This window comes from Paenarthrobacter sp. C1 (genome assembly GCF_049315185.1).
Lineage (GTDB): Bacteria > Actinomycetota > Actinomycetes > Actinomycetales > Micrococcaceae > Arthrobacter > Arthrobacter nicotinovorans.
Map to the genome: position 1 here is coordinate 2227866 of NZ_CP186052.1, position 26602 is coordinate 2254467.

The 26602-nt window shown below is 64.0% G+C and carries 19 protein-coding genes and 1 pseudogene; 10 read left to right on the forward strand and 10 right to left on the reverse strand.

Annotated elements, in window-relative coordinates; genetic code table 11:
• Window positions 1-45: 45 nt before the first annotated feature.
• From ACNAOU_RS10455 to ACNAOU_RS10480, 6 genes are all read right to left on the reverse strand, one after another.
• Window positions 46-1422: a DUF3100 domain-containing protein gene (locus ACNAOU_RS10455; RefSeq protein ID WP_422758611.1), complete on the reverse strand. Its 1377-nt coding sequence runs from the start codon at window positions 1420-1422 to the stop codon at window positions 46-48.
• Window positions 1419-2642 carry an amidohydrolase gene (locus ACNAOU_RS10460; protein ID WP_079581217.1) on the reverse strand — a complete coding sequence of 408 codons (1224 nt, stop codon included), beginning with the start codon at window positions 2640-2642 and terminating at the stop codon, window positions 1419-1421. The genes ACNAOU_RS10455 and ACNAOU_RS10460 overlap by 4 nt, the downstream gene beginning before the upstream one ends.
• Before the next feature lie 11 nt (window positions 2643-2653).
• Window positions 2654-4201, reverse strand: coding sequence for an aldehyde dehydrogenase family protein (locus ACNAOU_RS10465; RefSeq protein WP_422758612.1), 1548 nt, complete (start codon window positions 4199-4201; stop codon window positions 2654-2656).
• Between the two features lie 27 nt (window positions 4202-4228).
• Complete coding sequence (locus ACNAOU_RS10470; RefSeq protein ID WP_422758613.1) at window positions 4229-5134, reverse strand: NAD(P)-dependent oxidoreductase; 906 nt, start codon at window positions 5132-5134, stop codon at window positions 4229-4231.
• Window positions 5135-5191: 57 nt separating this feature from the next.
• Entirely contained in the window at window positions 5192-6082 is an 891-nt protein-coding gene (locus ACNAOU_RS10475) for a MurR/RpiR family transcriptional regulator (protein ID WP_018779637.1), read from the reverse strand.
• A 183-nt stretch (window positions 6083-6265) separates the two neighbouring features.
• Window positions 6266-8200, reverse strand: coding sequence for an FAD-binding monooxygenase (locus ACNAOU_RS10480; protein ID WP_422758614.1), 1935 nt, complete (start codon window positions 8198-8200; stop codon window positions 6266-6268).
• Window positions 8201-8367: 167 nt separating this feature from the next.
• On the opposite strand from ACNAOU_RS10480, the gene ACNAOU_RS10485 reads away from it, so the two are divergent.
• The 4 genes from ACNAOU_RS10485 (at window position 8368) to ACNAOU_RS10500 (ending at window position 11918) form a co-directional block, all read left to right on the forward strand.
• The gene (locus ACNAOU_RS10485; protein ID WP_026267433.1) at window positions 8368-9318 is read left to right on the forward strand and encodes a 5'-3' exonuclease; all 951 of its coding nucleotides are present in this window, start codon (window positions 8368-8370) and stop codon (window positions 9316-9318) included.
• A gap of 154 nt (window positions 9319-9472) precedes the next feature.
• A complete protein-coding gene (locus ACNAOU_RS10490; RefSeq protein WP_018779634.1) occupies window positions 9473-10030 on the forward strand; it encodes a Clp protease N-terminal domain-containing protein in 558 nt (185 codons plus the stop codon).
• A gap of 177 nt (window positions 10031-10207) precedes the next feature.
• Complete coding sequence (locus ACNAOU_RS10495; protein ID WP_018779633.1) at window positions 10208-10627, forward strand: YciI family protein; 420 nt, start codon at window positions 10208-10210, stop codon at window positions 10625-10627.
• 37 nt (window positions 10628-10664) lie between these two features.
• On the forward strand, window positions 10665-11918 hold the full coding sequence (locus ACNAOU_RS10500; protein WP_079581360.1) for an RNA polymerase sigma factor: 1254 nt from the start codon (window positions 10665-10667) through the stop codon (window positions 11916-11918).
• 170 nt (window positions 11919-12088) lie between these two features.
• Here ACNAOU_RS10500 and ACNAOU_RS10505 read toward each other — a convergent pair.
• A pseudogene (locus ACNAOU_RS10505) lies at window positions 12089-13926 on the reverse strand (DUF222 domain-containing protein).
• A gap of 250 nt (window positions 13927-14176) precedes the next feature.
• Here ACNAOU_RS10505 and ACNAOU_RS10510 point away from each other — a divergent pair.
• Both ACNAOU_RS10510 and hrpB read left to right on the forward strand, forming a co-directional pair.
• On the forward strand, window positions 14177-15220 hold the full coding sequence (locus ACNAOU_RS10510; RefSeq protein ID WP_055975599.1) for an NAD(P)-dependent alcohol dehydrogenase: 1044 nt from the start codon (window positions 14177-14179) through the stop codon (window positions 15218-15220).
• A gap of 87 nt (window positions 15221-15307) precedes the next feature.
• Window positions 15308-17914 carry an ATP-dependent helicase HrpB gene (gene hrpB, locus ACNAOU_RS10515; protein WP_422758615.1) on the forward strand — a complete coding sequence of 869 codons (2607 nt, stop codon included), beginning with the start codon at window positions 15308-15310 and terminating at the stop codon, window positions 17912-17914.
• Window positions 17915-17923: 9 nt separating this feature from the next.
• Here hrpB and ACNAOU_RS10520 read toward each other — a convergent pair whose 3' ends face one another.
• Together ACNAOU_RS10520 and ACNAOU_RS10525 are read right to left on the reverse strand one after the other, a co-directional pair.
• Window positions 17924-19558: an amidohydrolase gene (locus tag ACNAOU_RS10520; protein ID WP_422758616.1), complete on the reverse strand. Its 1635-nt coding sequence runs from the start codon at window positions 19556-19558 to the stop codon at window positions 17924-17926.
• Window positions 19548-21005, reverse strand: a complete 1458-nt coding sequence (locus ACNAOU_RS10525; RefSeq protein ID WP_055975610.1) for an APC family permease — start codon at window positions 21003-21005, stop codon at window positions 19548-19550. The genes ACNAOU_RS10520 and ACNAOU_RS10525 overlap by 11 nt, the downstream gene beginning before the upstream one ends.
• Before the next feature lie 151 nt (window positions 21006-21156).
• Between ACNAOU_RS10525 and ACNAOU_RS10530 the strand changes: the two genes are divergently transcribed.
• From ACNAOU_RS10530 to ACNAOU_RS10540, 3 genes are all read left to right on the forward strand, one after another.
• A complete protein-coding gene (locus tag ACNAOU_RS10530; RefSeq protein ID WP_422758617.1) occupies window positions 21157-21774 on the forward strand; it encodes a TetR/AcrR family transcriptional regulator C-terminal domain-containing protein in 618 nt (205 codons plus the stop codon).
• The gene (locus ACNAOU_RS10535; protein ID WP_422758618.1) at window positions 21771-22505 is read left to right on the forward strand and encodes a M50 family metallopeptidase; all 735 of its coding nucleotides are present in this window, start codon (window positions 21771-21773) and stop codon (window positions 22503-22505) included. The genes ACNAOU_RS10530 and ACNAOU_RS10535 overlap by 4 nt, the downstream gene beginning before the upstream one ends.
• Before the next feature lie 170 nt (window positions 22506-22675).
• A complete protein-coding gene (locus ACNAOU_RS10540; RefSeq protein ID WP_422758619.1) occupies window positions 22676-24778 on the forward strand; it encodes an elongation factor G-like protein EF-G2 in 2103 nt (700 codons plus the stop codon).
• 1 nt (window position 24779) lies between these two features.
• Here the strand turns inward: ACNAOU_RS10540 and ACNAOU_RS10545 are convergent, their stop codons facing one another.
• Entirely contained in the window at window positions 24780-25445 is a 666-nt protein-coding gene (locus ACNAOU_RS10545; protein WP_018777512.1) for an alpha/beta family hydrolase, read from the reverse strand.
• A gap of 113 nt (window positions 25446-25558) precedes the next feature.
• On the opposite strand from ACNAOU_RS10545, the gene ligD reads away from it, so the two are divergent.
• A complete protein-coding gene (ligD, locus tag ACNAOU_RS10550) occupies window positions 25559-26581 on the forward strand; it encodes a non-homologous end-joining DNA ligase (protein WP_422758620.1) in 1023 nt (340 codons plus the stop codon).
• The last annotated feature ends 21 nt before the right edge of the window (window positions 26582-26602 follow it).

The following is a 26602-nucleotide window of genomic DNA, read 5'->3' on the forward strand; positions in this document are numbered from 1 at the left end:
GCCCGGATCCACGCACGAGGCGGGGATCCGGGCCGAAGCCGTTTGTCAGTGCCAGAGTCCCAAGGCGAACTCGGCGATGACTGTGGAGAGGATGAACGACGCAGTGATGGCGACCAGGCCCACGGGGATGATCTTCCAGCCGATGTTGCGCAGGAGGGGAATGTCCTTACCGAGGGAGAGCCCGGCCAACGTCAGCATCACTGTGGCGATGGACAGGAAGTCCACGGTCTTCACAGCCTCATTCAAGACGCCGGCACCGAAGAACCACGGGCTGGAAATGTAGGCGCCGATGGTCGTGATGAAGACTATGGCAGAGATTTTCCTGGTGACCTTTGCCAGGAACAAGCTGACGAGCACCAAGGCGAGCATGATGCCGTAGCCGGCAATGACTGACAGGCTCAGGCCCTTGGCGGCCACCGATGCGGTACCGATGCCCAGCACTGTCAGGACGGACAGCGAAAGCCACAACGGCAACTTGATGGCAGCCGAGGACTTAGCGACTTCTTCGCGGAAGCGGCGGTTCTCTTCTGCTTGGACCTCGTCCTGCTCGACCTCAGCTGCGGTGCGGGTTTGGGGAGCCGCAGCCGTGCCGGCGGCAACCTTCTGCGGTTCCTTGTTGCGCGTGAGCAGTTTGTAGAAGCGGTCGGCCACGGGCAAGGCAATGTAGATGCCAACGTAGACACCCAGGATGGTGGTGATGAGGTTGGAGACGGCGGCCATGCCCAGGATGGCTTCCTGGTCGCCGGGGTAGGCTGCGATGATGCTCGCCGCCGAGGCCGCCATCATGGAGCCGGAACCAACGCCCGCACCCATGGCCAGGGCCAGGGGATCGAAGATCTTCCAGTTGGCCACCAACGAGGTCAGCAAGGTGATGAAGATGGCACCGAACAGGGTGCCGAAGACGTACATGGCCAGGACGCCGCGGTACTGATCGGAATCCGGGCCGTACTTCTCCGAGACCATGGCGAAGGAGGGCTCGCGGTCAAGGGAGAACGTTGCGCCCACGGTTGCCTTACCCATGCGAAGCAGTACGGCCAGGGGCAGCGCCAACACGATGGTTCCCAACAAGTGGCCCACTTCCTGCAGCAGCAGTGCGGGGCCGGCCTTGATGAGGCTCGGCAGGCTCGGCCCGATGTTGAAGGCGAGCCTGGCCACCAGGAGCAGAACCGCGACGCCGACCAGGGCCGCCGCGACGCGCTGGAGGTCGAGGCCGAGCGGCTTGAACTTCTGGATGGAGACCAACAGGCCGAGGATAAGTCCCCACACCATGGGGAAGATGATGATCGCGCCAATGCCAAGATCAATCTTGGCCTGGCCAATGAACTGGACCGCAAGGGCGATGACAAACGCCAGCGCGGCAATGGGAAGCGTAAGCCGTGTTCCGGCTTTGTCCGTCCGCGCGGTTTCGGTGCTGGTGCTCATGATGTTGCTTCCTGGATCGGGGCTTCACTGCGGTAGGCCGCATTGACGAAGCGTTCTCTCTGCTGGGGATTGGTTGCGGCACCCGCCACAGTCCAAGCCAGCGCGGTGGCTGCCTCGAACATCACGGCGTATGCCTCGGGTGTGTTCGCAAGAGCTGCAAAGCCGTGCGAGTGGATGGGGACGTTGGCTCCTGGAATGCTCAGCCACGGGTGCAAGGAGGGAATTACTTGGGAGATGTTGCCCATGTCCGTGGAGCCGCCGCCCATTCCTGCCGCCGGGGAAGTGTCCTTGCCGAACGCGTCCATGGCTTCGGTCCAGTGTGCGGCAAGTTCGCCGTCCTGGATCAGCGGCTCATAGAGCGGTTCCGCCGCCGTGATCTCCAGGGTGGTCCCGGTTGCAAGTGCGGCGCCTTCGAAGCAGCGCTTGACCCGTTCGAGCAGTGCCTCGTACTCCGCGAGCGTGAAGGCCCTGCATTCGAACGGAACCACGGCATGGTCCGGAATGATGTTGGTGACGTGTCCGGCTTCCGCCACGTAACAGGCAATACGGTGGTCTCCCGGAATTTGCTGGCGGAGCAAGCCGATCGCCACCTGGCTGAGCACGGCTGCGTCCCCGGCGTTGACGCCCAGATGCGGGGCGGCAGCCGCGTGGGCAGCCTTTCCGGTGAACACGGCCTCGTAACGGCCCACTGCTTGAGCCGTTGTCCCGGCGGGGTTGTACGTGACGCCGTCCTGGACCGGGTGGACCATCAAAGCAAGGCCGACGCCGTCGAAGGCGCCCCGCTCCAGCATCAGCACTTTGCCGCCTCCGTGTTCCTCGGCCGGCGTGCCGATCGCCTTCAACGTGATGCCGAGTTCGTCCACATGGGGGAGCAGGGCCAGTGCCGCAGCTATCGATGCTCCCGCGATGAGGTTGTGGCCACAAGCGTGACCCACTGAGGGCAGGGCATCGTATTCCACGCACAGGGCAACGGTGAGTTCACCGGTTCCCGCGGTGGCGGTGAAGGCTGTTGGAAGCCCGGACGTTCCTTGGGTGACGTCAAAGCCGCCTTCGGCGAGCAGGGAGGTTATTGACTCTGCGGCCTGGACTTCTTGGAAGGAGATCTCGGGGTTGGCATGCAGCTCCTGCGAGAGTGCCTGAACCCGGGGTTTCCAGGCCGTGACGCCGTCCGCCAAGGCTTGACGCAGCGGAAGTGATGAGGCCGTAGTGGTGATTTCCATGATTCTTCCTGCTAGTAGGACAGGGACGGGAAGGGGGATCCGGCTGCCCGGGTGGGAACCCAAACCGCCTTGGTCTGCGTGTACTCGTCCAATACGCCGGGCCCGGAGGATCGGCCGTGGCCGGAATCGCCGAAACCGCCAAAGGGAACGGCAACGTGGATGGTCTTGTACGAGTTGATCCAGAACGTCCCTGCCTTCACCTCACGGGCGATGTGGTGGGCCCGGGAAACGTCCGAGGTCCACACAGCGCCGGCCAGTCCGAAGTTGGTGTTGTTGGCACGGGCGATTGCTTCGGCTTCCGTGTCAAAGGCGTCGGCACCGACTACTGGTCCGAAGACTTCAGTGGTCTCCAGGCGGTTTGCCGGTGTCACGCCATCCAACAGCGTCGGCATGACCCAGTGGCCGCCAGCCAGAGACGACCCGGCCAAGGACTCAGGCAACGTTCCGCCCGTGAGCCTGCGGCCGCCGTCGTTCATTCCCTGTTCAATCAGCGAAGTGACGGTCGCGAACTGGGGCGCGGTGATAATCGGCCCCACTTCGGTGGCGGCGTCCAGTGGATCCCCGACCCGAAGCCGGGCAGCACGTTCGGCCACCATGTCAATAAACCGGGCGTGAACGCTGCGTTCGACCAGTAGGCGCGACCCTGCCACACAGGATTGCCCGGCGCCGGAGAAGATGGCGGAGATGGCGCCGTCGGCGGCGCGCTCGAGGTCGGCGTCGGCGAAGACGATATTGGCACTCTTGCCGCCAAGCTCCAATAGGGCCGGAATTCCGGCTTCCGCGGCGGCTACGGCAACCCGGCGGCCCGTGGGAACCGAACCGATGAAGCTGACTTTGCCGACCCGGCGATCAGACGTGAGAGTGGCTCCGACTGTCTGCCCGAGTCCCACGGCTACGTTGAACACGCCGTCGGGAAGGCCGGCTTCGTGGGCCAGCTGTGCGAGCCGCACGGTTGTAGCCGGGGTGAATTCGCTGGGCTTGATGATGACGGCGTTGCCCGCCGCCAGCGGCGCGGCTGAGTTCCAACCGGCCGTGAACAGCGGGGCGTTCCATGGCGTGATGGCGACGACGACGCCCCACGGAACCCGCTCCGTGTAGGTGTGCCACGGGCCGGGCACGGGTATGGTCTGGCCGGTGAGTTTGTCGGCCCAGCCTGCGTAGTAGCCGAACATTTCAGCTACCTTGGACGCTTCAACGCGGGCGTCGCGGATGGGCTTTCCCGTGGTGGCCGATTCGAGGATCGCCAGTTCTTCGGTGTGTGCTTCGACCATCCTGCTGACGTTGCGAAGGATGGCGGCGCGTTCGAAGCCGTTCAGCGATCCCCACGCCGCTGCGCCCCGGACGGAGCTCTGCAGGATGGCATCGGCGCCCCCGGTGCCAGGGTCGGCATAGGTGGCAAAGGCTTCGCCCGTGGCCGCTGACGTCAGGGTGACGGAAGCGCCGGAGCCGGCGACCACTTCGCCGTCGACGAACGCGCCAAGCCCTGAAGGGAAGGCGGAGTCCAAGACGGTCCGGGCTGTTGCGGTAGAGGAAGCCGCGGGGGCTGTGGTGATGCTCAAGGTAATGTCCTTCTGTTGCTGGGGGCGCTATGCGATGTGCGTGGTGCCGGGGGCGCCGGCGGGGGTAACAGCGGGCGCTACGGTCCTGGCGATTTCGGTGAAGTCGGCGGCCGGGCCGAGGGATGCCAGGGCGGCCTGCCACTGATCGGCCGCGGCAGCCAGGAGTTCCGGCTGTTCGCCGACCTGCCGGGCGATGTCGACGGCCAGGGATGCGTCCCGTGCCATCAGGCCGAGGGAGAAGCCGGAGTCGTGGGTGCCGGACAGGATCCAGTTCGGGTACATCGCGGAGGAGACTTTGCTGCCCCCGGAGGCATTGCTGATGCTCGCGGCGGCCACTGCGGGATCGATTCCGTAGGCCTTTGCAACGCCGAGCGCCTCGCCCACTGACACCAGATTGGCGGCGGCCAGGATGTTGTTCAACAGCTTCACGACGTTTCCGCTGCCAGGCCCGCCGATGCGGGCATACTTTCCGCCGGTGAGGGCTTCGAGGACGGGCTGTGCAGCCGCGGCAGCTGTGTCCGTTGCTCCAACGAACGCGCTCAGAGTCCCGGTGGCTGCGCCTTCGCGTCCACCGGAGACCGGCGCGTCCACAAAGCATGCGCCGTGGGATTCCGCCAGCGCTGCCATGGACGTACTCGTGCCCGGCTCGGAGGTAGTGGTGTCAATGATTGCGATGGTCCCGGGTCCCGAGAGGAGTACCGGCACTGTTGCCTCGACAATGTGGGCCGAGGGCAGGGACAGCACAGCATATGGGATGCCGGCTAGATCCCGGAGTTCTGCCATGGTGGAAATTCCGGTTGCGGCAGCCGCGTTCCGGGCAACGTCCGAGGGGTCGAAGCCGGTGACGTCCCAGCCTGCGCGGTGCAGCGTGGACGCCATCGCACCTCCCATGGATCCGAGGCCGACGACGGCGATGCGGCGGGTGTTGCTCATGAATGCTCCTAGGTGGGGATTGTGGGGGGAAGAAGAATGTGGTGGCCGCAGGGCGGGTCAGTCCAGGTAGATGTCCAGGTCTTTCCAGAGTTGCTGGGTGCGCCGGATGGCTGATCGACTCCGTTCGGGGTGCGCCGCTTCCATGCCGGCCAAAAGGCCGTAGACCATGGAATTGGCCGCCGTCACGGACTGGAAGAAGGAGATCCCCTCGGAGGCAACGATCAGCAGGTGGTCAGCCGCGGCGGCCAGGCGCCCGCGGCGCATATCGCTGATGGCGACGACGGTGGCTCCGGACTGCTTGGCGGCTTCGGCAGTGACGATGATCTGCTGGACCGACCGCCACATATTGACCACCACCAGCACGTCGCCGGGGCCGAGGCTGTTGGCTGCGGAAGCGAGATGTACGCCGCCACGGTTTTCCAAGGTAATGGGGTACCCCATGGTGGAACCGAGGTGCGCCATGACACTTGCCGGTCCGGCGAAAGAGCCGATGCCGATGGTGGTGATGGACTTTGCCGAGGCCAGGGCGGCGATGGCGGCTTCCACGTCCTCGGAAGTGTTCGAGTCAAGGGTGAGCCGCAGGTTTTCGATGTCGTGGTTCAGTGCGTCGTGGAGGGGGCTGTGGTGTTCACCGTGCTCGAGGAGGGTGTCCTCGGTGGAGATCATCACCAGGTACCGGGAGCGAAGTTCGCGTTGGAGGTCAGGCCAGCCCCGGTAGCCCAGACGCTGGGCGGTGCGTACAACTGTGGAGTTGTTGACGTCTGAGCGCTGCGCAATTTCGGCGATGTCAGCGTAGGAGGACAACTGCGGATTGCGTGCAATGACCTCCACCACCCGTGCCTGGGACTTGGATAATGCGACGTCGGGAAGTGCGTCTCCCAGCCAGGCGTGGTCCACAGGCTCGCGCGCCACAGTGCTGGGACCCGACTCGTCTGGCTTGCTTGTCACTACTCAAACTCCTTGTAACGCAGATCACTTGGCAATCTCGATTGCAATTAACATACTCTGCAATTTCGTTTGCAGCTAGTGGTTTGCGTTACAGGCATGTAAAAGTTCCACCCGAGGGCATGGGCGGGCGTTAAACGACAAGTGCCAGGGACCCTGTGGGGGTCCCTGGCACTTATCGTCACCCTAGGCCGGGTTGCTCACCAGCCCTGCATCCGCCTTCGTAATCCCGGGGCGCCGCGCAGAAAGGAGCGGAGCGAAGAACGCCGCAAGTTCCGCCGTCGCCGATAACGGCAGGACGTTGGCAACATACTGGTCCGGGCGGACGACGACCACGACGCCGTCACGGCTGAGGCCACGCAGCTCAAAGATGTCGTTGGCCGGATCTGCGCCGAAGACCTTCTCAAGGTACGTGAGCTTGAACGGTCCCACGGTCGGCTTGAATGCCGCGGGGACGGCGTTGATGTCCACGTTGGTGTGGTCCTGCTGGTAGATCACTTTGACATCGAACCAAGCGTCCCGGTCAAGGTTCGACGGCGTCGCAGCCAGCGGCGAGTCCGGCGCGTTCGCGATCCACTCGGCAAAGTCGGCAACCGGGCCTTCGGCGCCTGCTTGGGCGGCATCGGCAAAGACGTAGATCCGCCAGCGGCCGTCCGCCTTTGCGTGGTGGCCCAGCTGCATGGGGTTGGTGTCGCAGACCCGCTGGACAGGGGCGGACTTGAAGCGTTTGCCTACCGGGAAGCCGGTTGCGAGTTCCTGGTGCCGCGGCTCCGATACGACCAGGGAGGGAGCGTATTGGGTCATGAAACCTGCGGGGAACTCTGCGGTGCTGGTGTAGAAGTTCTCCAGCTCCGTGGGGTCTTCAAACTCTTCGGGCTTCTTGGCCATGAGGGTGGACCATTGCTTGTCGAAGTCGATTAGGTTCTTCGCGACCACCTGGCGCTCCGCGGAATACGTGTCCAGCAGGCTTTCGGGGCTGCGGCCTTCGAGGACGTGACCGAGCTTCCAGCCTATGTTGAAGCCGTCCTGCATGGAGACGTTCATTCCCTGGCCGGCCTTGGCGCTGTGGGTGTGACAGGCGTCGCCGGTGATGAACACCCGTGGGGTACGCGTTCCGCGCTCCTCCGGCAGGACGTCGTCGAACCTGTCTGTCAGGCGGTGGCCGACCTCGTAAACGCTGTGCCACGCGACGTTGCGAACATCCAAGGTGTACGGGTGGAGGATGTCGTTGGCCTTCTGGATGATCTGTTCGATGGTGGTCTTCCGCACCGCCCCGTGGTCATCCGCTGCGACCTCGCCGAGGTCCACGTACATGCGGAACAGGTGCCCGCCCTCACGGGGAATCAGCAGGATACTGCCGCCGTTGCCGGACTGGATAGCGCATTTCGTCCGGATGTCCGGGAAATCGGTGACCGCCAAGACGTCCATGACGCCCCAGGCATGGTTCGCTTGATCACCGGCCAGATGGCAGCCAATCGATTCGCGGACCTTGCTGCGGGCGCCGTCGGCACCAACTACGTACTTGGCGCGGATAACCCACTCCTGGCCCTCATCGGCACCGGCGGTGTGGCCGAGGGTCACCTCAACCGGGTAGTCCCCGTCGCCGGTTACCTTCAGGCTGCGGAACTCGTAGCCAAAGTCAGGGACCATGCGCGTGGGGGAGTTCGCCATGAACTCCGCAAAATAGTCCAGGACACGGGCCTGGTTGACGATCAAGTGCGGGAACTCGCTGATCCCGGCGGGATCATCCACCGCCCTGGCTGCCCTGACGATGCGAGAGTGATCGGCCGGGTCCGGCTTCCAAAAGGCCATCTCGGTGATGCGGTATGCCTCGGCTGTGATCCGCTCTGCAAACCCGAAGGCCTGGAAGGTCTCAACACTCCGGGCCTGGATGCCGTCGGCCTGGCCAATGGCGAGCCTGCCAGGGCGGCGTTCGATGATGCGCGTAGTGACTCCGGGGAACTGGGCCAACTGGGCCGCCGTCAACATCCCGGCGGGACCGGTGCCCACGATGAGGACATCGACTTCATCCGGAAGTGCTGACGGCCGGTTGATTCCGACGCCGGCGGCCGGCTCGACCCGCGGGTCACCTGATACATAACCGTGGTGGTGGAACTGCACGGGCTTTCCTCACTTCTTTGTGGGCTGGTGGAATGACTTGGTGTTCGATAATAGAACATGCTGTTCTATTATCGCTCGTTATATCGTAATGCGGGTCACAGTGCTCTTCAAGTCATCTGACGGAGAGCGCTGGAAGGAGACGGGTTCCTGTGGTTTTTGCCCGGGGCATGTCAGGATCAGGTATGCCTCGACTGATGCTCCTGGACACAGCCTCCCTGTACTTCCGCGCCTTCTACGGTGTGCCTGATTCCATCCGGCGTTCGGACGGGACTCCGGTCAACGCCGTGCGCGGCCTGATGGACATGATCGCCCGCCTCGTTACGGACTACGAGGCCACACACGTGGTGGCCTGTTGGGACAACGACTGGCGTCCTCAATGGCGTGTTGACCTGATTCCCAGCTACAAGTCCCACCGTGTCGCGGAAATCGTTCCGAACGGCCCCGACGTCGAGGTCGTCCCGGATCCGCTCGAAGCGCAGATCCCCATGATCCGCAAAGTACTGGAGCTCGCCGGGATAGCCGTGGTGGGCGCCGATGAGCATGAGGCTGATGACGTGGTGGGTACCTACGCCAGCCAGGCAGCGTTCCCCACTGACGTCGTGACCGGCGATCGCGACCTCTTCCAACTCGTCGATGACCAGCGCGGTGTACGGGTAATCTACACAGCGCGCGGGATGAAGAACCTGGAATTGGTCACCGAGGTAGTAGTTGTCGGCAAATACAAGGTTCTGCCGCAGCAGTACGCAGACTTTGCCACCCTCCGCGGCGACGCTTCCGACGGGCTTCCCGGAGTGGCCGGCATCGGCGAAAAAACCGCAGCTGGTTTGCTCGGCGAGCACGGCACCCTGCAGGGGCTGCTGGAGGCGGCAGAGGATCCCGACGGCGGTTTGTCGGCTTCCGTCCGAGCCAAACTGTCAGGTGCCGCGGACTACCTCAAGGTTGCGCCCGCCGTCGTCAATGTTGTCCGCGACCTGCAGCTGCCGTCCTTGGAGGAAGCGGGCGCGGAACTTTCACCTGTAGCGGGCGCTGCCCGCTCCGAGCTGGAGCAGCTGGCCAACGACTGGAACCTGGGTGGCTCCGTCAAAAGACTCCTCGATGCGCTGGACCGGGTCCGCTGACGTTACCGCCCGATAACCGAACCAACATGCATTCACAGCTTCGTCATAGGTACGGGACAGGATGGTCTGGGGTTGGCCCCTCATCGTGTTAGGAGGACGGCACATTGGACCGTCCCTCAGACAACACCCGTAGCAAGGGATTGAGGAGAGGCATATGTCGAAAACCAAGAGAATAACCCTGGGGGTCGCAGCCGGAGCGCTTGCGTTGGGTGCCGGATTGGGTGTGACCAGCATCGCCACAGCAGCGACCACGCCGACGCCGAGTGCTACATCTTCCGCTGATGCGACCACTCCATCGGACCAGGGTGGAAGGCCCGGCGGGCATGGACACGGACGGGACGGCGGCAAGATTGCGTCCGAACTGGCAACCAAGCTGGGTGTGGACGAGACTAAAGTCTCCGACGCGCTGAAGGCCTTCCGCGAAGCGAACAAGCCCACCACCCCGCCTGCCGAGGGAACAGAGGGCACTAAGCCGGATCCCTCGGCCCGCGATGCCGCGTTGGCGAAGTCCCTCGCTTCGGCGCTCGGCGTTGACGAAGCCAAGGTCACCACGGCGTTGGAAGAGATCCGTTCTGAGGGGCAGGCCCAGCGTGCTGCCGCACTGAAAACCCGGCTCGACAAGGCCGTGACGGACGGAAAGCTGACGCAGGCCGAAGCCGACGCCGTAACCAAGGCCGTTGAGGCAGGCGTTATCGGAGGTGGCGGGCGCTAGTACGCCGTGACAAGCCCTTTTTGTGGCACTAAAAGGGTCCCCTGGAGTTGTCCGGGGGATCCTTTTTCGTGCCGCTGGAAGTTTTTTTAGAACCCTTGTCGATTTGACCTCGCACCGTTCGACCTATGGGTGAGAAGGTCGAAGGGCGACCTTCCACAACATAGGAGATTGAGCCAAATGGCAAAGTACATGTTGATCATGCGGGCAGACGACGATTCCTACGCCAAGTTCGAGAACATCGACTTCAACGACATCCTCGAAGCCATGGGTAAATTCAATGACGAACTGATCCGGGCGGGAGTATTGCTGGCCGCCGAAGGTCTGGAGGATCCGAAGGAGACCGTAGTGGTTGATTTCACCGGCGAAACGCCCGTAGTCACTGATGGTCCTTACGGTGAAACAAAGGAGCTCTTCGGTGGCTTCTACATCCTTGATGTCGCCTCGAAGCAGGAGGCCGTCGAATGGGCCAAGAGGGCGCCCATGACAGCAGGCACCAAAACCGAAATCCGCCGCGTAACCAGCATCGACGAGTTCCCCCAGGACAACGAATGGATTCAAAAGGAACGTGCATGGCGCGAGCAGACCGGCCAACTCTGAAACTCCGACCTGTTTTTCTCTGGAAGCGGCATCGCGCGTGAGCAGCAACGAGGCAAGGGCCGCCGTCGAGGCAGTGTGGCGGAGCGAATCTGCCCGCATCGTCGGCGCCCTTGCCCGCTATACGGGCGATTTCCCGCTGGCCGAGGACCTTGCCCAGGAAGCCCTCGCAGAAGCGATCGTGTCGTGGTCCGTCAAGGGTATTCCGTTGGAACCTGCGGGCTGGCTGCTGACTGCCGGACGACGCCGGGCCATTGACACCTTCCGCCGACGTTCCGCCCAGGACGAAAAGTACGCGCTGTTGGCCCGCGAGCTGACTGAAGAGGCGGCAGGAGCGGACGCGCTGTTCACCACGGATGCGATAGATGACGACGTCCTGGCCTTGATGTTCATCTCCTGCCATCCGGTCCTCTCGAAGGAAGCGCGAATCGCCCTGACACTGAGGGTGGTTGGTGGCATGGGGTCCGATGAAATCGCCAAGGCGTTCCTGGTTCCGCTACCTACCGTCCAGGCCCGCATCACCCGCGCCAAGAAGACCCTCGCGGCCGCCCATATACCGTTTGCCGTGCCGGAGCGCGACGAGATCCCCGAACGGCTTGGATCCGTGCTTCACGTCATCTACCTCATCTTCACTGAGGGGTCCTTCGCTTCTGCGGGGGACTCGTGGATGCGGACGGAACTCGCTGGCGAAGCACAGCGGCTGGCCCGGGTCCTTGTCCGGCTGGCGCCTGAACCCGAAGTATTCGGGCTACTCGCGCTGATGGAACTAACGGCCGCCCGATTCCCGGCGAGGATCGACGCGGCCGGGAACCCGGTACTCCTTGCCGACCAGGATCGACGGCGCTGGGACCAGTCAGCGATACGACGCGGCAGGGCGGCACTCGCGACTGCGGTGAGCACTGGACGGGGTCTTGGTACGTACGGGTTGCAGGCATCGATCGCCGAATGCCATGCCATCGCCCGCACTGCGGACGAGACAGATTGGCAACGCATTGTCGTCCTGTATGAAGCGCTGGGGCGGCTCACCGGGTCGCCTGTCGTTGAACTCAATCGCGCGGTGGCCGTGGCCATGGCCGCAGGGCCGGCTGCCGGCCTGAAGCTCGTGGATTCGCTCGCAGCCAGGGGCGAGTTGGAAGGATCTCACCTTCTGCCAACAGTGAAGGGAGAGTTGCTGGCACGGCTTGGGTGCTACGCAGACGCCGAAGAATCACTGAAACTGGCCCTCGACCGCTGCACGAACGCAGCCGAACGGACTGCCCTGGAGCGAAAGATCGCGCAACTCGGTAAGAGCTGACCGAAGTCACGTGATTGATGAATCATTCCGTGTTGCCGGCCGACGCAGTCCCGGATTCTCAGGAGAATGAAATTCCAGCCGGGTCTAGAGGCAGGGACGTCCCAGCCAGGTCTAATGCACGGCATAGTCACGTCGTGTGATGGGCAGCATGCTGGTTTTCCCGCCCGGTGTCATGTTTTGGGTGGTGTGTGGTGGTGGTTGCGTCGGGGTGTTTGGTGGGGGTCGATGTGGGGTGGGGGATGAACCAGGGGACGCCGTTTTGGATGGTGATGCGCCAGTGTTCTTTGTGGATGAGGTGGTGGTGGTGGGAGCAGAGCAGGGTGGCGTTGTTTGTTCCTGTGGTGCCGCCTTGTGACCAGTAGGTGATGTGGTGGGCTTCGCACCAGGGTGCGGGGAGGGTGCAGTCGGGGAACGCGCAGCCGCCGTCGCGGGCGGTGATGGCTTTGCGGATGTGGGGTGGGAAGATCCGGGTGGTGCGGCCGATGTCGAGTATTTGGGAGTCGGTGCCGAGCAGGACGGGCAGGATGTCGGCGTCGCAGGCGATTTTGCGGATGGTGTTGGGGTGGATCGGGCCGGTGAAGGTCGCGGTGCCGGTACTGACAGTGTTCCGGGGGCGCGGCTGATGTGTCGCGTTGGGCTGCTTCGGGGTGTTGGTTTCTTTTGTGGCGCTCGTGGTGGTGTGGGTGAGGTGTTGGAAGAGGTCGTGGTGGTCGATGGTGACGGTGAGTTGGGGTCGGAGTCCGCCGTTGCTGGGCAGTTTCCCGGTGGTCATGGCTACGGCGCAGGCTCCGATGAGGCCGTCGAGGAGTTTCTGGGCGCGGGAGCGCCGGTCCAGCCCGGGGCCCGCACCGTTCGGAACACCTGCAGCTGTTGCCGACGCGGTAGCCGTGCCGTGGTCAGCGCCTAGGGCGGTGCCCTGAACCGTGCTTTGAACCGCGCCTTGGTCAGGGCCGGTGGTGTTGGTGAGTCGTGGGTTGGTGGTGGCGTTCATGGCGGTGGTGAGGGTTTCGTATTGTTCGGTGGTGGCGAAGATTTCCAGGTGGTGGAGTCCGTGGCGGCGTTGGCGTCGGAGGAACGCGCCTTGGACGTGGCGGAGGGCTTCTTCGGTGGGTTCGGGGCCGTTGTGGTCGATGTGGTCGATCCAGCGGTTGGCCATTTTGGTGACGAAGTCGGGGTCGGATTGTGTGGCGGTGGTGGTGAGGGCGTGTTCCATGCCGGTGAGGGTGTCCGGGTCGGTGAAGTGTTGGGCTTTGTCCAGGGCGGTGCTGATGATCGTCGCGGACCGGGATGGGACCTGTCCGGTGTGGAGGGCGTCGGCGAGTCTTTGTCGACGGGCCGGGATTTCCTGGCCGGTTATTCCGGCTCCGGGCAGGATCTCGTTCGCGAGGGCGAGCCTGCGCCGTGCTTCGCCGATCCCGATCCGCAACCGGGCTCGGAGGAACTCCGCTGCGTTCCGGTACCCATCATCCAAAACACTGCCACCACCACCAGCACCACCACCATCAGCAGCAGCAGCCGGGACGGAGTCACCGCCACCGCCACCTTCTGACTCACCGGCTGGTTCTGTCCACCCCGTCCGCCATTCCTGGGCGCCGGACGCCGGGGACTGTCCGGGCTGCGGTGCCGGCACCGCACGCTGCGCCTCGGTCCGGGTCCGCTCCACAGCCTGCGCCGCGACGACCTGGAGGTACTCCAGCTGCCGAGACAGATCCTCTACGCGGCCCGCAAAATCAGCAGCCTCCCCAAAGCCAAACAACCGGGCATCGGCAGCGACCGAACTACCCAGCTCGGCCAACGCCTCGGAAGCATCGTCAAGCAACCGTGCGTGTTCTGAGGGAGCACCTCCAGAGCCGGACGTGGGTCCGCAGCTGACAGGAAGCCTCTTACTCTTGTGATCGCTCGGGGACAAATCGCTGGAGCCCGATTGCCCGGTTTGCGGATTCCCTGAACGGAAGGATACGTCGGACGGTTCGCCCGGCCGACTGAGAACCTGCCCGTTTGTGTCCATGCAACGAGCCTGTCATGGCCCGACGCCGGCGATTAGCCCCCTCAAGGGCTATGTGGAAAAGTCCTTGAATCCGCCGGTCTTGGAAGCCGAAAATCCACCCATCCAGCTCCTGCTGACAGAGCCTCCAACGGCAACATTCTCATCATGCCGAGAGGGTTTCTGCCAGTACCCGTAACAGCAGTGACTGCTTACACTCAGCCAAAGCGTGTTAGATGGAAACATCCACTAAAGACAGACACGTTGGAGAAACATGCCTACCGCTTCCGCATTTGCCTCACCCTCGGCCACGGGCGACCTGACCCTGACCACCATTGAACGCCGCGAAGTTGGCCCGAACGACGTCCATATTGATATCAAGTTCGCGGGTATCTGCCACTCGGACATCCACACCGTTCGCGGTGACTGGGGTCCCCAGCAGTACCCCTTGGTGCCGGGCCACGAAATCGCCGGCATCGTTACCGAGGTTGGCGCCGAGGTGACCAAGCACAAGGTGGGCGACCGCGTCGGCGTCGGCTGCATGGTCAACTCCTGCAAGGAATGCAAGAACTGCCTGGCCGGCGAGGAACAGTATTGCCTGAAGGGCAACGTGGGCACCTATGGCGCGGTGGACCGCGACGGCACCATCACCCAGGGTGGCTACTCCAGCAACGTCGTGGTGAATGAAGACTTCGTGGTGACCATTCCGGAAGGGCTGGACCTCGATGTTGCTGCTCCGTTGCTTTGCGCCGGTATCACCACCTTTTCCCCGCTGCATCACTGGGGCGCGGGTCCGGGCAAGAAGGTAGCGATTGTCGGGCTGGGCGGTCTCGGACACATGGGCGTCAAGATTGCCCACGCCATGGGCGCCGAGGTGACGGTTCTGTCGCAGTCCCTGAAGAAGATGGAAGATGGCCTGCAGTTGGGCGCAGACCACTATTACGCGACCAGTGACCCCGCCACCTTCGAACAGCTTGCCGGTACGTTCGACCTGATCATCAACACGGTCAGCGCTTCAATCGACATCAGCGCCTACCTCCAGTTGTTGACGCTCGACGGAACGCTCGTCAACGTCGGCGCGCCCGCTGAACCGCTCCCGGTGAACGCCTTTGCCTTGATCGGCGGTCGCCGTCGTTTCGCCGGCTCCATGATCGGTGGCATCCGCGAAACGCAGGAGATGTTGAACTTCTGTGCCGAGCACGGCCTTGGTGCGGAGATCGAGGTCATTCCTGCCAGCAAGATCAATGACGCTTACGAACGAGTTCTCGCCTCGGACGTCCGCTACCGCTTCGTCATCGACGCCTCCACCATCGGCTAGACCGAACGTCTCGAAAGGCCGCGCCCTCCAAAAGGGCGCGGCCTTTCGGCTGCCGGGACGCTGCCAAAAAACAGCGACAATGGTTTGGTGACTTTCAGACTGGACACCATTGGCAGGGGGCTGGTCTTCGCCGACTCCATCCAGGACCTTGCAGCGGCCCTGTCGCAGCAGGGCGACGGCGGCACTGCGGTTGTGCAGGCGCCGCCAGGTACGGGAAAGACCACGCTGGTGCCGCCGCTGCTGGCGAACCTCATTGGTCAGTGGCATTCCGGGCAGCCACGCGTCGTCGTGACCCAACCCCGGAGGGTCGCAGCACGTTCCGCCGCACGGCGGCTCGCTTCCTTGGACGGAACCCGGTTGGGCAGCAAGGTGGGCTACACCGTCCGCGGCGAGTCCAGGACGGGTCCGGACACGATGGTGGAGTTCGTTACTCCCGGGATACTCATCCGGCGACTCCTCAACGACCCCGGTTTGGAGGGCGTCCAGGCGGTGGTCCTGGACGAGGTCCATGAGCGGGGCCTCGAGTCTGATCTTCTGGTGGGGATGCTCGCCGAGGTCCGCGAACTCCGCGAGGACCTCACACTGGTCGCCATGTCGGCAACCCTTGATGCCCGGCGGTTCGCCGCGTTGTTGGGAACCGGGGACGACGGCGGCGGGCCGGCTCCCGTTATCGACTGCCCTTCCGCAATGCACCCTTTGGACGTGCAGTGGCGTCCGTTCCGGGAACACCGTTTGGACGAACGGGGAGTGGCCCGTGCCTTCCTCGATCACGTTGCCCGCACCACGGTGGAGGCCCACGCAGCCGCCGTGGCCGGGAACCCCGACGTGGATGCCTTGGTGTTCCTCCCGGGCGTCCGTGAGGTGTCCGACGTCGCTTCCCGCCTACGGGCGGAGGTGTCGGGGAACGTTGAGGTTCTTGAGTTGCACGGCCAAGTAGGTCCTGACGCCCAAGACCGCGCAGTATCCGGGCGGGAGCCGGGAGGCGCAGCAAGGATCATCGTGTCCACGTCTCTGGCTGAGTCGTCACTCACCGTTCCGGGAGTCCGGTTGGTCGTCGACTCAGGGCTGTCCCGTGAACCGCGCAGGGATGCCGGCCGCGGCATGTCCGGTCTCGTTACCGTCTCCTGCTCACGTGCATCGGCGGATCAGCGTGCGGGGCGCGCGGCGCGGCAGGGCCCGGGTACCGTGGTCCGCTGCTACGACCAACGGGACTTTGCTTCCGCCCCTGCCCATCAAACCCCGGAGATCCTGGCCACTGACCTGACTGGAGCGGCGTTGGTGCTCTCGTGCTGGGGCGCGCCCCGCGGCAAGGGGCTGGCGTTGCCGGATACCCCGCCCTCTGCCGCCATGGACGACGCTATGGAAGTGCTCAGGGAACTGGGCGCCGTGACGGAAGACGGAACAGCCACCGCCCTGGGCAAAACTCTTTCGCGCGTACCCGCCGATCCGCGTCTGGCCCGGGCCCTGCTGGACGGATCAGCAGTTGTGGGCCGACGCGTCGCAGCCGAGACGGTGGCCATGGTGGCCGGCGATCAGCGTGCTCCAGGGGCGGACTTGACCAAGTTACTGGGCTACCTGCGTTCCGGATCAGATCCCGCAGCGCGGCGTTTCGCCGAAGACGTGAAGCGGATGGAGAGCGTCGCGCGGCAGGAGGCGGCCGCCGTCGTGCCCTTACCAAATGCCCGCCACATCACGGCGGCTGAGGCGCCCGGCTTCGTGGTGGCGCTGGCGTTCCCGGACCGTATGGCCAAACGCGTTACGGGGAGTGGCCCGGACAGCTATCTGCTGACCTCGGGTACGCGGGCGGGACTGCCGGCCGGGAGTCCGTTGTCAGGGCACGATTGGCTGGCGGTTGCTGAGGTCTCACGCGCGCAGGGCCGCGACGCTGCCGGGACAGGTGCGGTTATTCGCTCGGCCGCGCCGCTTTCGGCGGAACTGGCCGAGGCCGCGGCCCCCCACCTCTTGACCGGGAAGGAGTACGCCACCTTTGACCAAGGTCGCGTGACCGCCCGCCTGGAACGGAGGCTTGGGGCGATTGTGCTGTCCTCAACGCCGGTACGTCCCAGCGTCGCGTCCGGACGAAGGGCAGTAGCAGAGTCCCTGGGCAAGAACGGATTATCCATGCTGCATTGGTCCAGCAACGCCGATGCGTTCCGGCGGCGTTTGGCCCTGCTCCACCGTGAGCTCGGTGATCCTTGGCCCGATGTCACGGAATCAGGCCTGTTGGCCAGGATGGAAGAATGGTTGGCCCCCGAGTTGGAGGCGATGGCCACTGGCACTGCTGCCAGTGCCGTGAATCTTGCCGATCCGCTGCGCCGCCTCCTTCCATGGCCGGATGCCGGCCGTTTGGACGTTCTTGTTCCCGAACGACTTGCGGTGCCCAGCGGTTCGCTGGTGCGCCTTGACTATCCGGACGTGGATGACGACGGCGGTCGTCCCGTTGTAGCGGTCAAGTTGCAGGAGTGCTTCGGCTGGGACAGCACGCCCCGGCTGGTGGACGGCAGGGTGCCCGTGCTCTTTCACCTGCTGTCCCCGGCAGGGCGTCCCCTGGCCGTCACGGATGATCTCTCGTCTTTCTGGTCCGGCCCCTACGCACAGGTCCGGGCAGAGATGCGGGGACGTTATCCCAAGCATCCCTGGCCCGAAGACCCGTGGACCGCACCGGCTACCGCCAGGACCAAGAACCGGATGTAGGGCGGCCTGCTAGGCCGAACGGTCCAGCATGAACTGGATTTCCCCGTCCACGAACGTTCCCAGGACGCGGCTTGCGGCCAGCTCGTCCGGCGCTGCGCTAAGAGGGTCCAGTTCAAGGACGGTGAAGTCCGCCCGCTTGCCCTTGGAAATGGACCCCGAAACATCCCATAGCCCTGCGGCTTTTGCTGCGTGCGAGGTGTAGCCCTCAAGCGCTTGAAGCGCCGTAAGTGCCTGGGCGGGAGCGATGGGGTCCTGCTCCGGGTGGCCCGAACGGCGCCGCAGGCGTGCGTCCGCCATGATGGGCAACGGCGGGAAAGGAGCGATTGGCCAATCGGAGCCAATCCCCAGGGCGACACCGGCTTCGCGAAGATCCCGGCAGCGCCACGCCCTGTCGGCCCTCTCGGGACCGAGCCTGGTGGACCAGTTGTCGCTATGGTCGGCCAGGGAGTAGTGAGTGCAATGGGTCGGTTGCATGCTCGCCACCACCCCCGCATCCTTGAAGCGCGCCACGAGTTCGTCCGGAACGGTTTCGAGGTGCTCGATCCTGTGGACGGTCCGGCGGAGGACATCCGGCGGCACAACATCGCGGAGGGACTCCATCGCCTCCAGCACGTGTTGCACTCCGGCGTCACCGATCGCGTGGGTCGCCGTCGGGATTCCGCGGGTCGCGAAGTAGCGGACGGCGGCTGAGTATTCTTCTGGCCGCGGCCAGAAGGGCGCCGTGGATTCGCCGTACAGATCGGGTTCGTAGAGCCAGGCCGTTCCGTTGTCCACCGTTCCATCTACGAACAGCTTGATGGCTTCAACGGACCAGCGGCGCCCACCCTTGCCCAAGGTACGGGCGAGTTCCTTCCAGTCGTCCTCTCCGGTGCCCGGCATGCACCACGGCGCAGAGCGCAGCCGGAGCGGCAGCTCACCGTCGGCCTCGAGTGCGTGGAAGAGCGCTGCGGATTCTGCACTGTGGTCCATGATGTGGCCGCCGGTGAGTCCCGACCTCGCAAAATCCCGGAGCAACGCGGCCAGTCTCGTCTTGCGCCGGGCAAAGGACTCCTGGGGGATGTGGCGCTGCACGAGCTCCATGGCGGCGGCTTCGAGCAAGAGGCCGGTAGGAACTCCTTCGGCGTCGCAGACCACTTCCGAGGCTTGCTCGAACGCGTACCTGCCACGGACGCCGGCCACCTCCAGGGCGCGGCTGTTGGCCACGGCCGAGTGCCCGTCGAACAACCGGATCAGTGCCGGTTTGCCGCCGCTGACGTCGTCCAGCATGCTGCGGTGCAAGGGCGCCGTGCCGAACGCGTTCGGATTTAGGCCCCAGCCACGCAACCACTCGTCGTCGTGTGCTGCCTGGGCGCGGAGGAGCGCCCGGACTTCATCAAGCGTCGACGCACCGGAAAGGTCCACGCCGACGGTGAGGTCCAGGCCGAATACCGGATGGATGTGGCAGTCAACCAGGCCCGGCGTGAGTGTCGCGCTGCCGAAGTCCACCACGTTTGTGCCCGCCTGTCGCCAGTCGTGGGCGTCAGCGCGGCTTCCGACGGCGGTCACGGTGCCGTCGCTGACCGCGACTGCTTGGACGGGCCCACGCTGTGGGTGCTCGTCCAGGGTGTGGATGGTATCGGCGAGGACGATGAGGTCAGGAGTCATGGGTTTCAAAGCTTCCAATCCGGGCGAAGACGTCGGGGCGGGCAGTGCGCAGGCGGCGGGCGATCAGCAGGCCTGCGAGGAAAACGATGGGTGTGACAGACAGGAGAATGGCGTTGGTGACGGCATCGGCAAAGGTCAACAGTTCGATGTTGACGGCGATCAGCGCCACGACCCCGAAGAGCAGGAAGGCCGATGCAATGCTCACTGGAATGAGCACTCGGTTGGTCACTGCGGCGGGGTTCCGGCGCAGGTAGATGAACGCGGCCACCGAAACAAGCCCCTGCAACGCCACGATCCCCACGATGCCTGGCGTGTTGACCCAAATGAGCAGGTGCTTGTAGGGGTCGGCATTGGCCACGGCACAGATCAGGATGACGACGGCGGCCAGCACGGTCTGGATCTGTCCCGCACGGTGCGGTGACTTGTATTTCGGGTGTGTCCTGCCCAGGAAGGCGGGAAGGATCCCGTCCTTGGCCAGCATGTAGACATAGCGGTTGATGGCGTTGTGGAAGGCCAGCTGGGAGGCATAAACGCTTGTCACGATCAGCACATACATGACGACCTCGGCCCAGGGGCCTACGTACTGGTTAATGGTGGCGAAGAACATCCCGTCGGCGAGTTCACCGGCAGCAGCCACGACGTTCCCGTTGCCGAATGCCTGGATGACCGTCCACACAATGAAGGCGTAGAACACGGACATGAATCCCACGGCGATGTAGGTCGCCCTGGGGACGGACTTGTCCGGATTACGTGCTTCACGCCGGTACAGGACCGTTGATTCGAAGCCCATGAACGCCGCGAAGCAGATAGCGAGAATGGCCAGGACTCCGGGAGTGAAGGCGTTTTCGGGGGAGAAGGAAGCGAAACTGATACCTTCGGCACCTCCGCGGGCCAGGATGCCAACACCCATGATGGCGAGGATCGCGGTCTCAGCGATGAGCAAGACGCCCAGCACCTTGGCGCCGACGTCAATTCCGCGGTAGCCGAGGAACCAAACAGCCGCTATCGCGGCCAGGGCTACCAGCGGCCAAGGGACTTCCAGGCCGAAAAGCGTTCGAAGCATGGCTTGGGTCTGGACCGCGAACAGCCCGTAGACCCCGATTTGCAGACAGTTGTAGGACACGATCGCGAGGATTGCCGAGGCAAGTCCCACCGTCTTGCCCATGGCCAAGGTGATGTAGGTGTAGAAGCCGCCGGCGGCTTTGACGTGCTTGGTCATTGCCATGAAAGCGACGGCGAATACCAACAGCACCGCGCCGGCGACGACGTAGCCCATGGGGGCGCCGATGCCCCCGATTCCAATGGCTACGGGGGCCACGCCGGCCATGACGGTAAGTGGGGCCGCTGCGGAGATCACCAGGAAGGCGATGCCGCCGGTGCCGATGGCGTTCCGTTTGAGCCCGTTTCCAGCATCGGCTGCTGGCGGTCGGGTTTCCAGATCAGACATGGGGATCCTATGGGGTGAAGGGGAAAACTGGGGGAGGGAGACTTAAGCGAAAGCCTTTCGTTTATCGTAAGGTCTTGTGATCCGCAGCACAATACCCATCGGGCAACTTCTGGCTAGAGTCGTAACAACAACCTTGAATGGAGTACCCCGTATGGCACGCCCGCTGGTCCCGCTGATATCCATCGACGCACTCGTCACCGCCGCCCTGGAGTTGGTGGACGAGGCCGGGGACTTCAGCCTGCCCAAACTGGCCAAACGGATCGGCGTCAGCCAGTCCTCCATCTACAACCACGTCACTGGACGCGAAGAGATCCTTGAACTCATGCGGGGCCGCATCATCTCCGAAAGCACTTACGAACTCGACGCCCGGCAGGATTGGGAGGCCGCCCTTCGCGCGATTGTCCGTAGCTACCGGGATGCCTTTGCCCGGCACCCCAGGCTCGCTCCGCTGCTGGTACTGCAGACGGTGCAGGACCACCAGGTCCTTGGGCTCTACGAGGACCTGGCACTGGCCCTGGAAGCCGCCGGTTTCCGCGGCCGCGACGTATTGTCCGCGATCTCCACCATCGACAGCTTCGCACTGGGTTTTGCCTTGGATCTGGCAGCCCCGGACGTTGTCTGGGCACCTCCACAGCAGGGCTTCCCGGCCCTCAGCGGCGCCTTGGCCAACGCGGGACCTGCCGATGAGCGGGGCGAAGCGGCCTTCGAATTCGGTTTGGAAATCCTCATCGCGGGCTTGCAGTCCCGGCTGCGGACCGCGGTTCAGTGAACTTTCTGCAAATGTGGTGGGAGGCGGTGGTCCGTGGTTTCACCCAGACCCACACCACTGCCGTACCCATGCCTGTCCTCGTTGGCATCCTCGCCTGTGCTGTGGTCCTCAGCATCCCGCGCGCGACGTGGCGATGGTTCGGCCTGTACGTCACCTTCGTCCACGAACTGGGCCATGCCTACGCAGCCCTCATGACGGGAAGATTCGTCCATGGACTCCGGATCGGGCTCGATCACTCCGGCCGCCTGGTCAGCAGTGGCAGGAGCGCCTTCGGTGCGGCGTGGTCCGGTTTCTGGGGTTATCCTGCCCCGGCCGTCGTGGGACTGTGCCTGATTGCGGCGGTCAGCGCCGGGCGGTCCGGCGCTGCCATGTCGGTCGGGGCCTTGATCCTGTTGGTTTCCCTGGTCTTCCTGCGCAACCTCACGGGGATACTGGTGGCTCTGGCCAGCGCAGGGATTGCCCAGGTTTTGCTCCTTTTCGCCACTCCCGACGTAGTCAACTACGTCGTGTTGGCCCTGGGCGTAGCCCTGACCGTAGGAGGGGTGCGTGACCTCTTCAAGCTGGCCGGCGTCCACACAAAACGCCGTGAACGCCTCGCTTCGTCAGACGCTTTCATTCTGGGCCGGACCACTGGCGTGCCCGGGTTTGTGTGGGTCTCCGGGTTCACGGTCGTCATTGCCGGCTGCGTGGCGGCGTCAGCGTGGTTGCTGTGGGGGCTACTCACCGTTTAGCCCGGCATCAGGGACAGCGGGGGACGTGCGACGCCGCGGGCTTTGGTTCAGTGGCTGCAGGCACTTGCCCTGTGGTCGCCTCAGGGTGTCCAATCCTCTTAAAGATTCGGAGCTCTGGATGCGAACCATGAGCGTTCGGGCTCCGTGGCGGGAGAACCTCAGGAGATGCCATGTCTGCAAAGGGCACGCGCGATGCGGGAAAAGCTACAAGCCCCACCGCGAATGAAACCAGGCGCAGTGGGAACGGCGTGGTTTCTGCACACGGAGACCCCGCCAGGATACGCAACGTGGCACTGGTCGGGCATTCGGGCTCCGGCAAATCGATGCTGGTCGAAGCGCTGCTCGCGGCAACGGGAGCCATTACCAGGATGGGCTCCATCAGCGAAGGCACGACTGTCAGCGATGCTGATCCTTCAGCCATCCATCAACAACGCTCGGTAACCCTGTCCGTCGCACCGATCCTCATTGGCGACATCAAGGTCAATCTGATCGACACCCCCGGCTACACCGACTTCACAGGCGAGTTGCGGGCTGGTTTGCGGGCCGCCGACGCGGCCCTTTTTGTTGTGTCCGCCGTGGAGGGAATCGACGGCACCACCGTCGCGCTGTGGAGCGAATGCGAAAAGATCCGGTTGCCCCGCGCAGTAGTGATCAGCAAACTGGACCATCCCCGCGCAGACTTCAGCGCCGCCGTCGAGCGCTGCCGGGAAGCCTTCGGAGAATCTGTCCTCCCGCTGTACGTTCCGGCAGTGGGTAACGCCGGCCTCATCGGTGTCCTTCACGGCGCCGCGGAGGAGTTGACCCCCACGGCCGATGTGGAATCAGTAAGGGATGCCCTGCTGGAAGGAATCATTGCCGAAAGCGAAGACGAAACCCTCATGGACAGGTACCTGGGCGGTGAAGAACTGCCGGTGCCCGACCTCATCAACGACCTTGAAACCGCCGTGTCACGCGGCAGTTTCTTTCCCGTGTTGCCCACCTCGGCCGAAACGGGCCTTGGGTTGCCGGAACTGATGGCCCTGCTCACCGACGCCATGCCATCGCCCCTTGAACGGACGCCACCTGCAGCCATGACGCTCGACGGTTCATCGCTGAAGACGTTGCACTGCGATCCCGCGGGCCGTCTCGCCGCCGAAGTCGTGCGGACCACCGTGGACCCTTTCCTCGGCCGGGTGTGCCTGCTTCGGGTCTTTTCGGGAACGCTGCGCGAGGATTCGTCCATTCACATCGGCGGCAGGGGACTGGCGGACAGGGGACATGAGGACCACGACGCGGATGAGCGCATCACACACCTGTACTCCCCGGTGGGATCCAGCCTCAAAGCCGCCCCGGAGTGCATCGCGGGTGACATCTGTGCCATCAGCAAACTGGCAAGTGCCGAAACAGGCGATACCGTCTCGGACCGCGAAGCCCCGCTCCTGATCGAGACCTGGAACATGCCCGAACCCTTGATGCCGATCGCCGTGGAGGGCGCATCACGAAGCGACGAAGACGCGTTGGCGAAGAGCATTGGAAAGGTAGCGGCCGCCGATCCAACACTCAGGCTTGAGCGCAACCCGGACACCCATCAGCTCATCTTGTGGTGCATGGGCGAAGCGCACGCCGAGGTGATCATGGACCGCTTGCGAAACCAAGGCGTGAAGCTGCAGACCGTGGATATCATTACTCCCCTGCGGGAGACGTTCGCCAGCAAGGCAACCGGACACGGCCGCCACGTCAAGCAATCAGGCGGCCATGGCCAGTTCGCCATCTGCGACATCGAGGTGGAACCGCTGGCACGCGGCGAGGGGTTTGCGTTCACGGACAAGATCGTTGGCGGGGTCATTCCGGGAACGTTTGTCACGTCCGTGGAAAAGGGGGTCCGGGCCCAAATGCTCAAGGGGGTGTCTGCAGGATTCCCGGTGGTGGACATCAAGGTAACGCTGGTGGGTGGCAAGACCCACAGCGTGGATTCCTCCGATGCCGCGTTCCAGACAGCAGGCGCCTTGGCGCTGCGGGAGGCTGCCGCCGCCGCGAAAATCCAACTCCTTGAACCTGTCTCCTCCGTGGTGATCAGCGTGCCCGACGATTACGTCGGAGCTGTCATGAGCGACCTCTCCGGGCGACGAGGGCGGGTGAACGGCACCAATGCCACCGACAACGAGGGTACCGAGATCCTTGCGGAAGTGCCGGACCAGGAACTGCTGCGTTACGCCATCGAACTCCGCGCCCTCACGGCCGGCACAGGACATTTCCGGAGATCGTACCTTCGCCACGTGCCAGTGCCCAAGTAGATCAGGCACCCGTTTTCAAGAACGCAGCTACCTCGGGTGCCAGCGAAGCACCTGTTTCAGCGGCGGTCCGTTTGAGGCCCTTGACCGCAAATGAATGGTCACCGCCCTCGCACCACTGGAGCCTCGCCGTCGGGCCGATCCTGGACACCACGCCTTCCAGGATTTCAGGAGTGGCGAAGGTGTCCCGCGTGCCCTGCAGGAACAGCATCGGCACGGTTATTCCGTAAAGGTGTTCATCCCGGAGCTTCTCTGGTTTCCCGGGGGCATGTAGCGGATAACCAAGGTAGACGAGTCCCTGCGCGGGCATGCCTTCGGCCACCGCCATGGACGCCATGCGCCCGCCGAACGATTTGCCTGCGGCCCATAACGGTTTGCCGTCCGACAACTCTGCAGCTGCCTCCATCACGGCCCGCCACGTTGCGATGGCAAGTGGCGGACGGTCCGGGAAGCGACGCCCGGCTTCGCGGTAGGGAAAGTTGAAACGGAGGGTAGCCACACCCTCCTGCGCCATGGCCGAGGCGAAGCCCTGCAGGAAGGGATGTTCCATCCCGGCCCCGGCGCCATGGGCCACCACCAAGGTGGCAAAACTGTCCTCAGGCTGGACATGGAGGGCGGAAACACGGGTATCAGCGACGGCGACGGTCAGGGATGTCTCGACGGTGGGCATATGAACATCATTACCTACCGGAGCGGCAGGAGAAGAGCCCATCACGAAACACGCCCTCGGGCATCAGGCACAAGGTGCTGACGCGGCGTACCTTTACGGGGTAGCTTGTGCCCATGGCGAGTGAAGCAACCACTGTAACCGTGCCCGGTCCCAACGGCCCACGTGAGGTCAGGATTTCCAGTCCGGGCCGGGTCATGTGGCCGGGTGCGGGGCTTACCAAGCTCGATCTCGCCAACTACCTGATCGATGTCGGCGAGCCGTTTGTCGCCGCCAACGGCAACAGGCCTGTGAGCCTTCAACGGTACTCAGGAAACATCGATGGAGAGATGTTTTTCTCCAAGAACCCTCCCAAGGGCGCCCCTGAGTACGTTCGCGCCGTCACTGTTACCTACCCGAGTGCGCGGTCACACCCCCAACTGGTCATCGACGAACCTGCGGCAGCGGTGTGGGCAGCCCAGATGAACACAGTGGTATTCCACCCCTGGGCTTCCCGTGCCAACGATCCCGATAACCCGGACCAGCTACGGATCGATTTGGATCCCCAGCCCGGGACGGATTTCGACGACGCCATCCCGGCTGCGATTGAGCTTCGCTCTGTCCTGCAGGAGGCCGGGCTGACGGCGTTCATCAAGACATCGGGTAACCGCTGTCTGCATGTTTACGCCCCCATCCATCCCAAGCACGAGTTCCTCGAGGTCCGCCACGCCGTGATCGCTGCCGGACGCGAACTTGAGCGCCGCATGCCCGACAAGGTCACCACGGCGTGGTGGAAGGAGGAACGCGGAAAGCGGATCTTCGTGGATTTCAACCAAGCCAACCGGGACCGGACCATCGCTGGCGCCTACAGCCCGCGGGCTGTACCGACAGCGCAGGTGTCCTGCCCTTTGACCTGGGAGGAACTGGAGAATGCGGACCCCGGTAAGTACACCATCACCACTGTTCCCGACCGGTTGAAAAAGGTGGGGGATCCTTGGGCGGCCATGCACGATCATCCAGGTGACATTGACGTCCTGCTCACATGGTGGGAACGCGATGTCGAGAACGGCCAGGGCGAGATGCCTTTCCCGCCGGAGTTTCCCAAAATGCCCGGTGAACCCATGCGGGTACAGCCGAGCCGGGCGCGAAAGCCGGAATAGCACGCCACCGCCGTCGGCCTT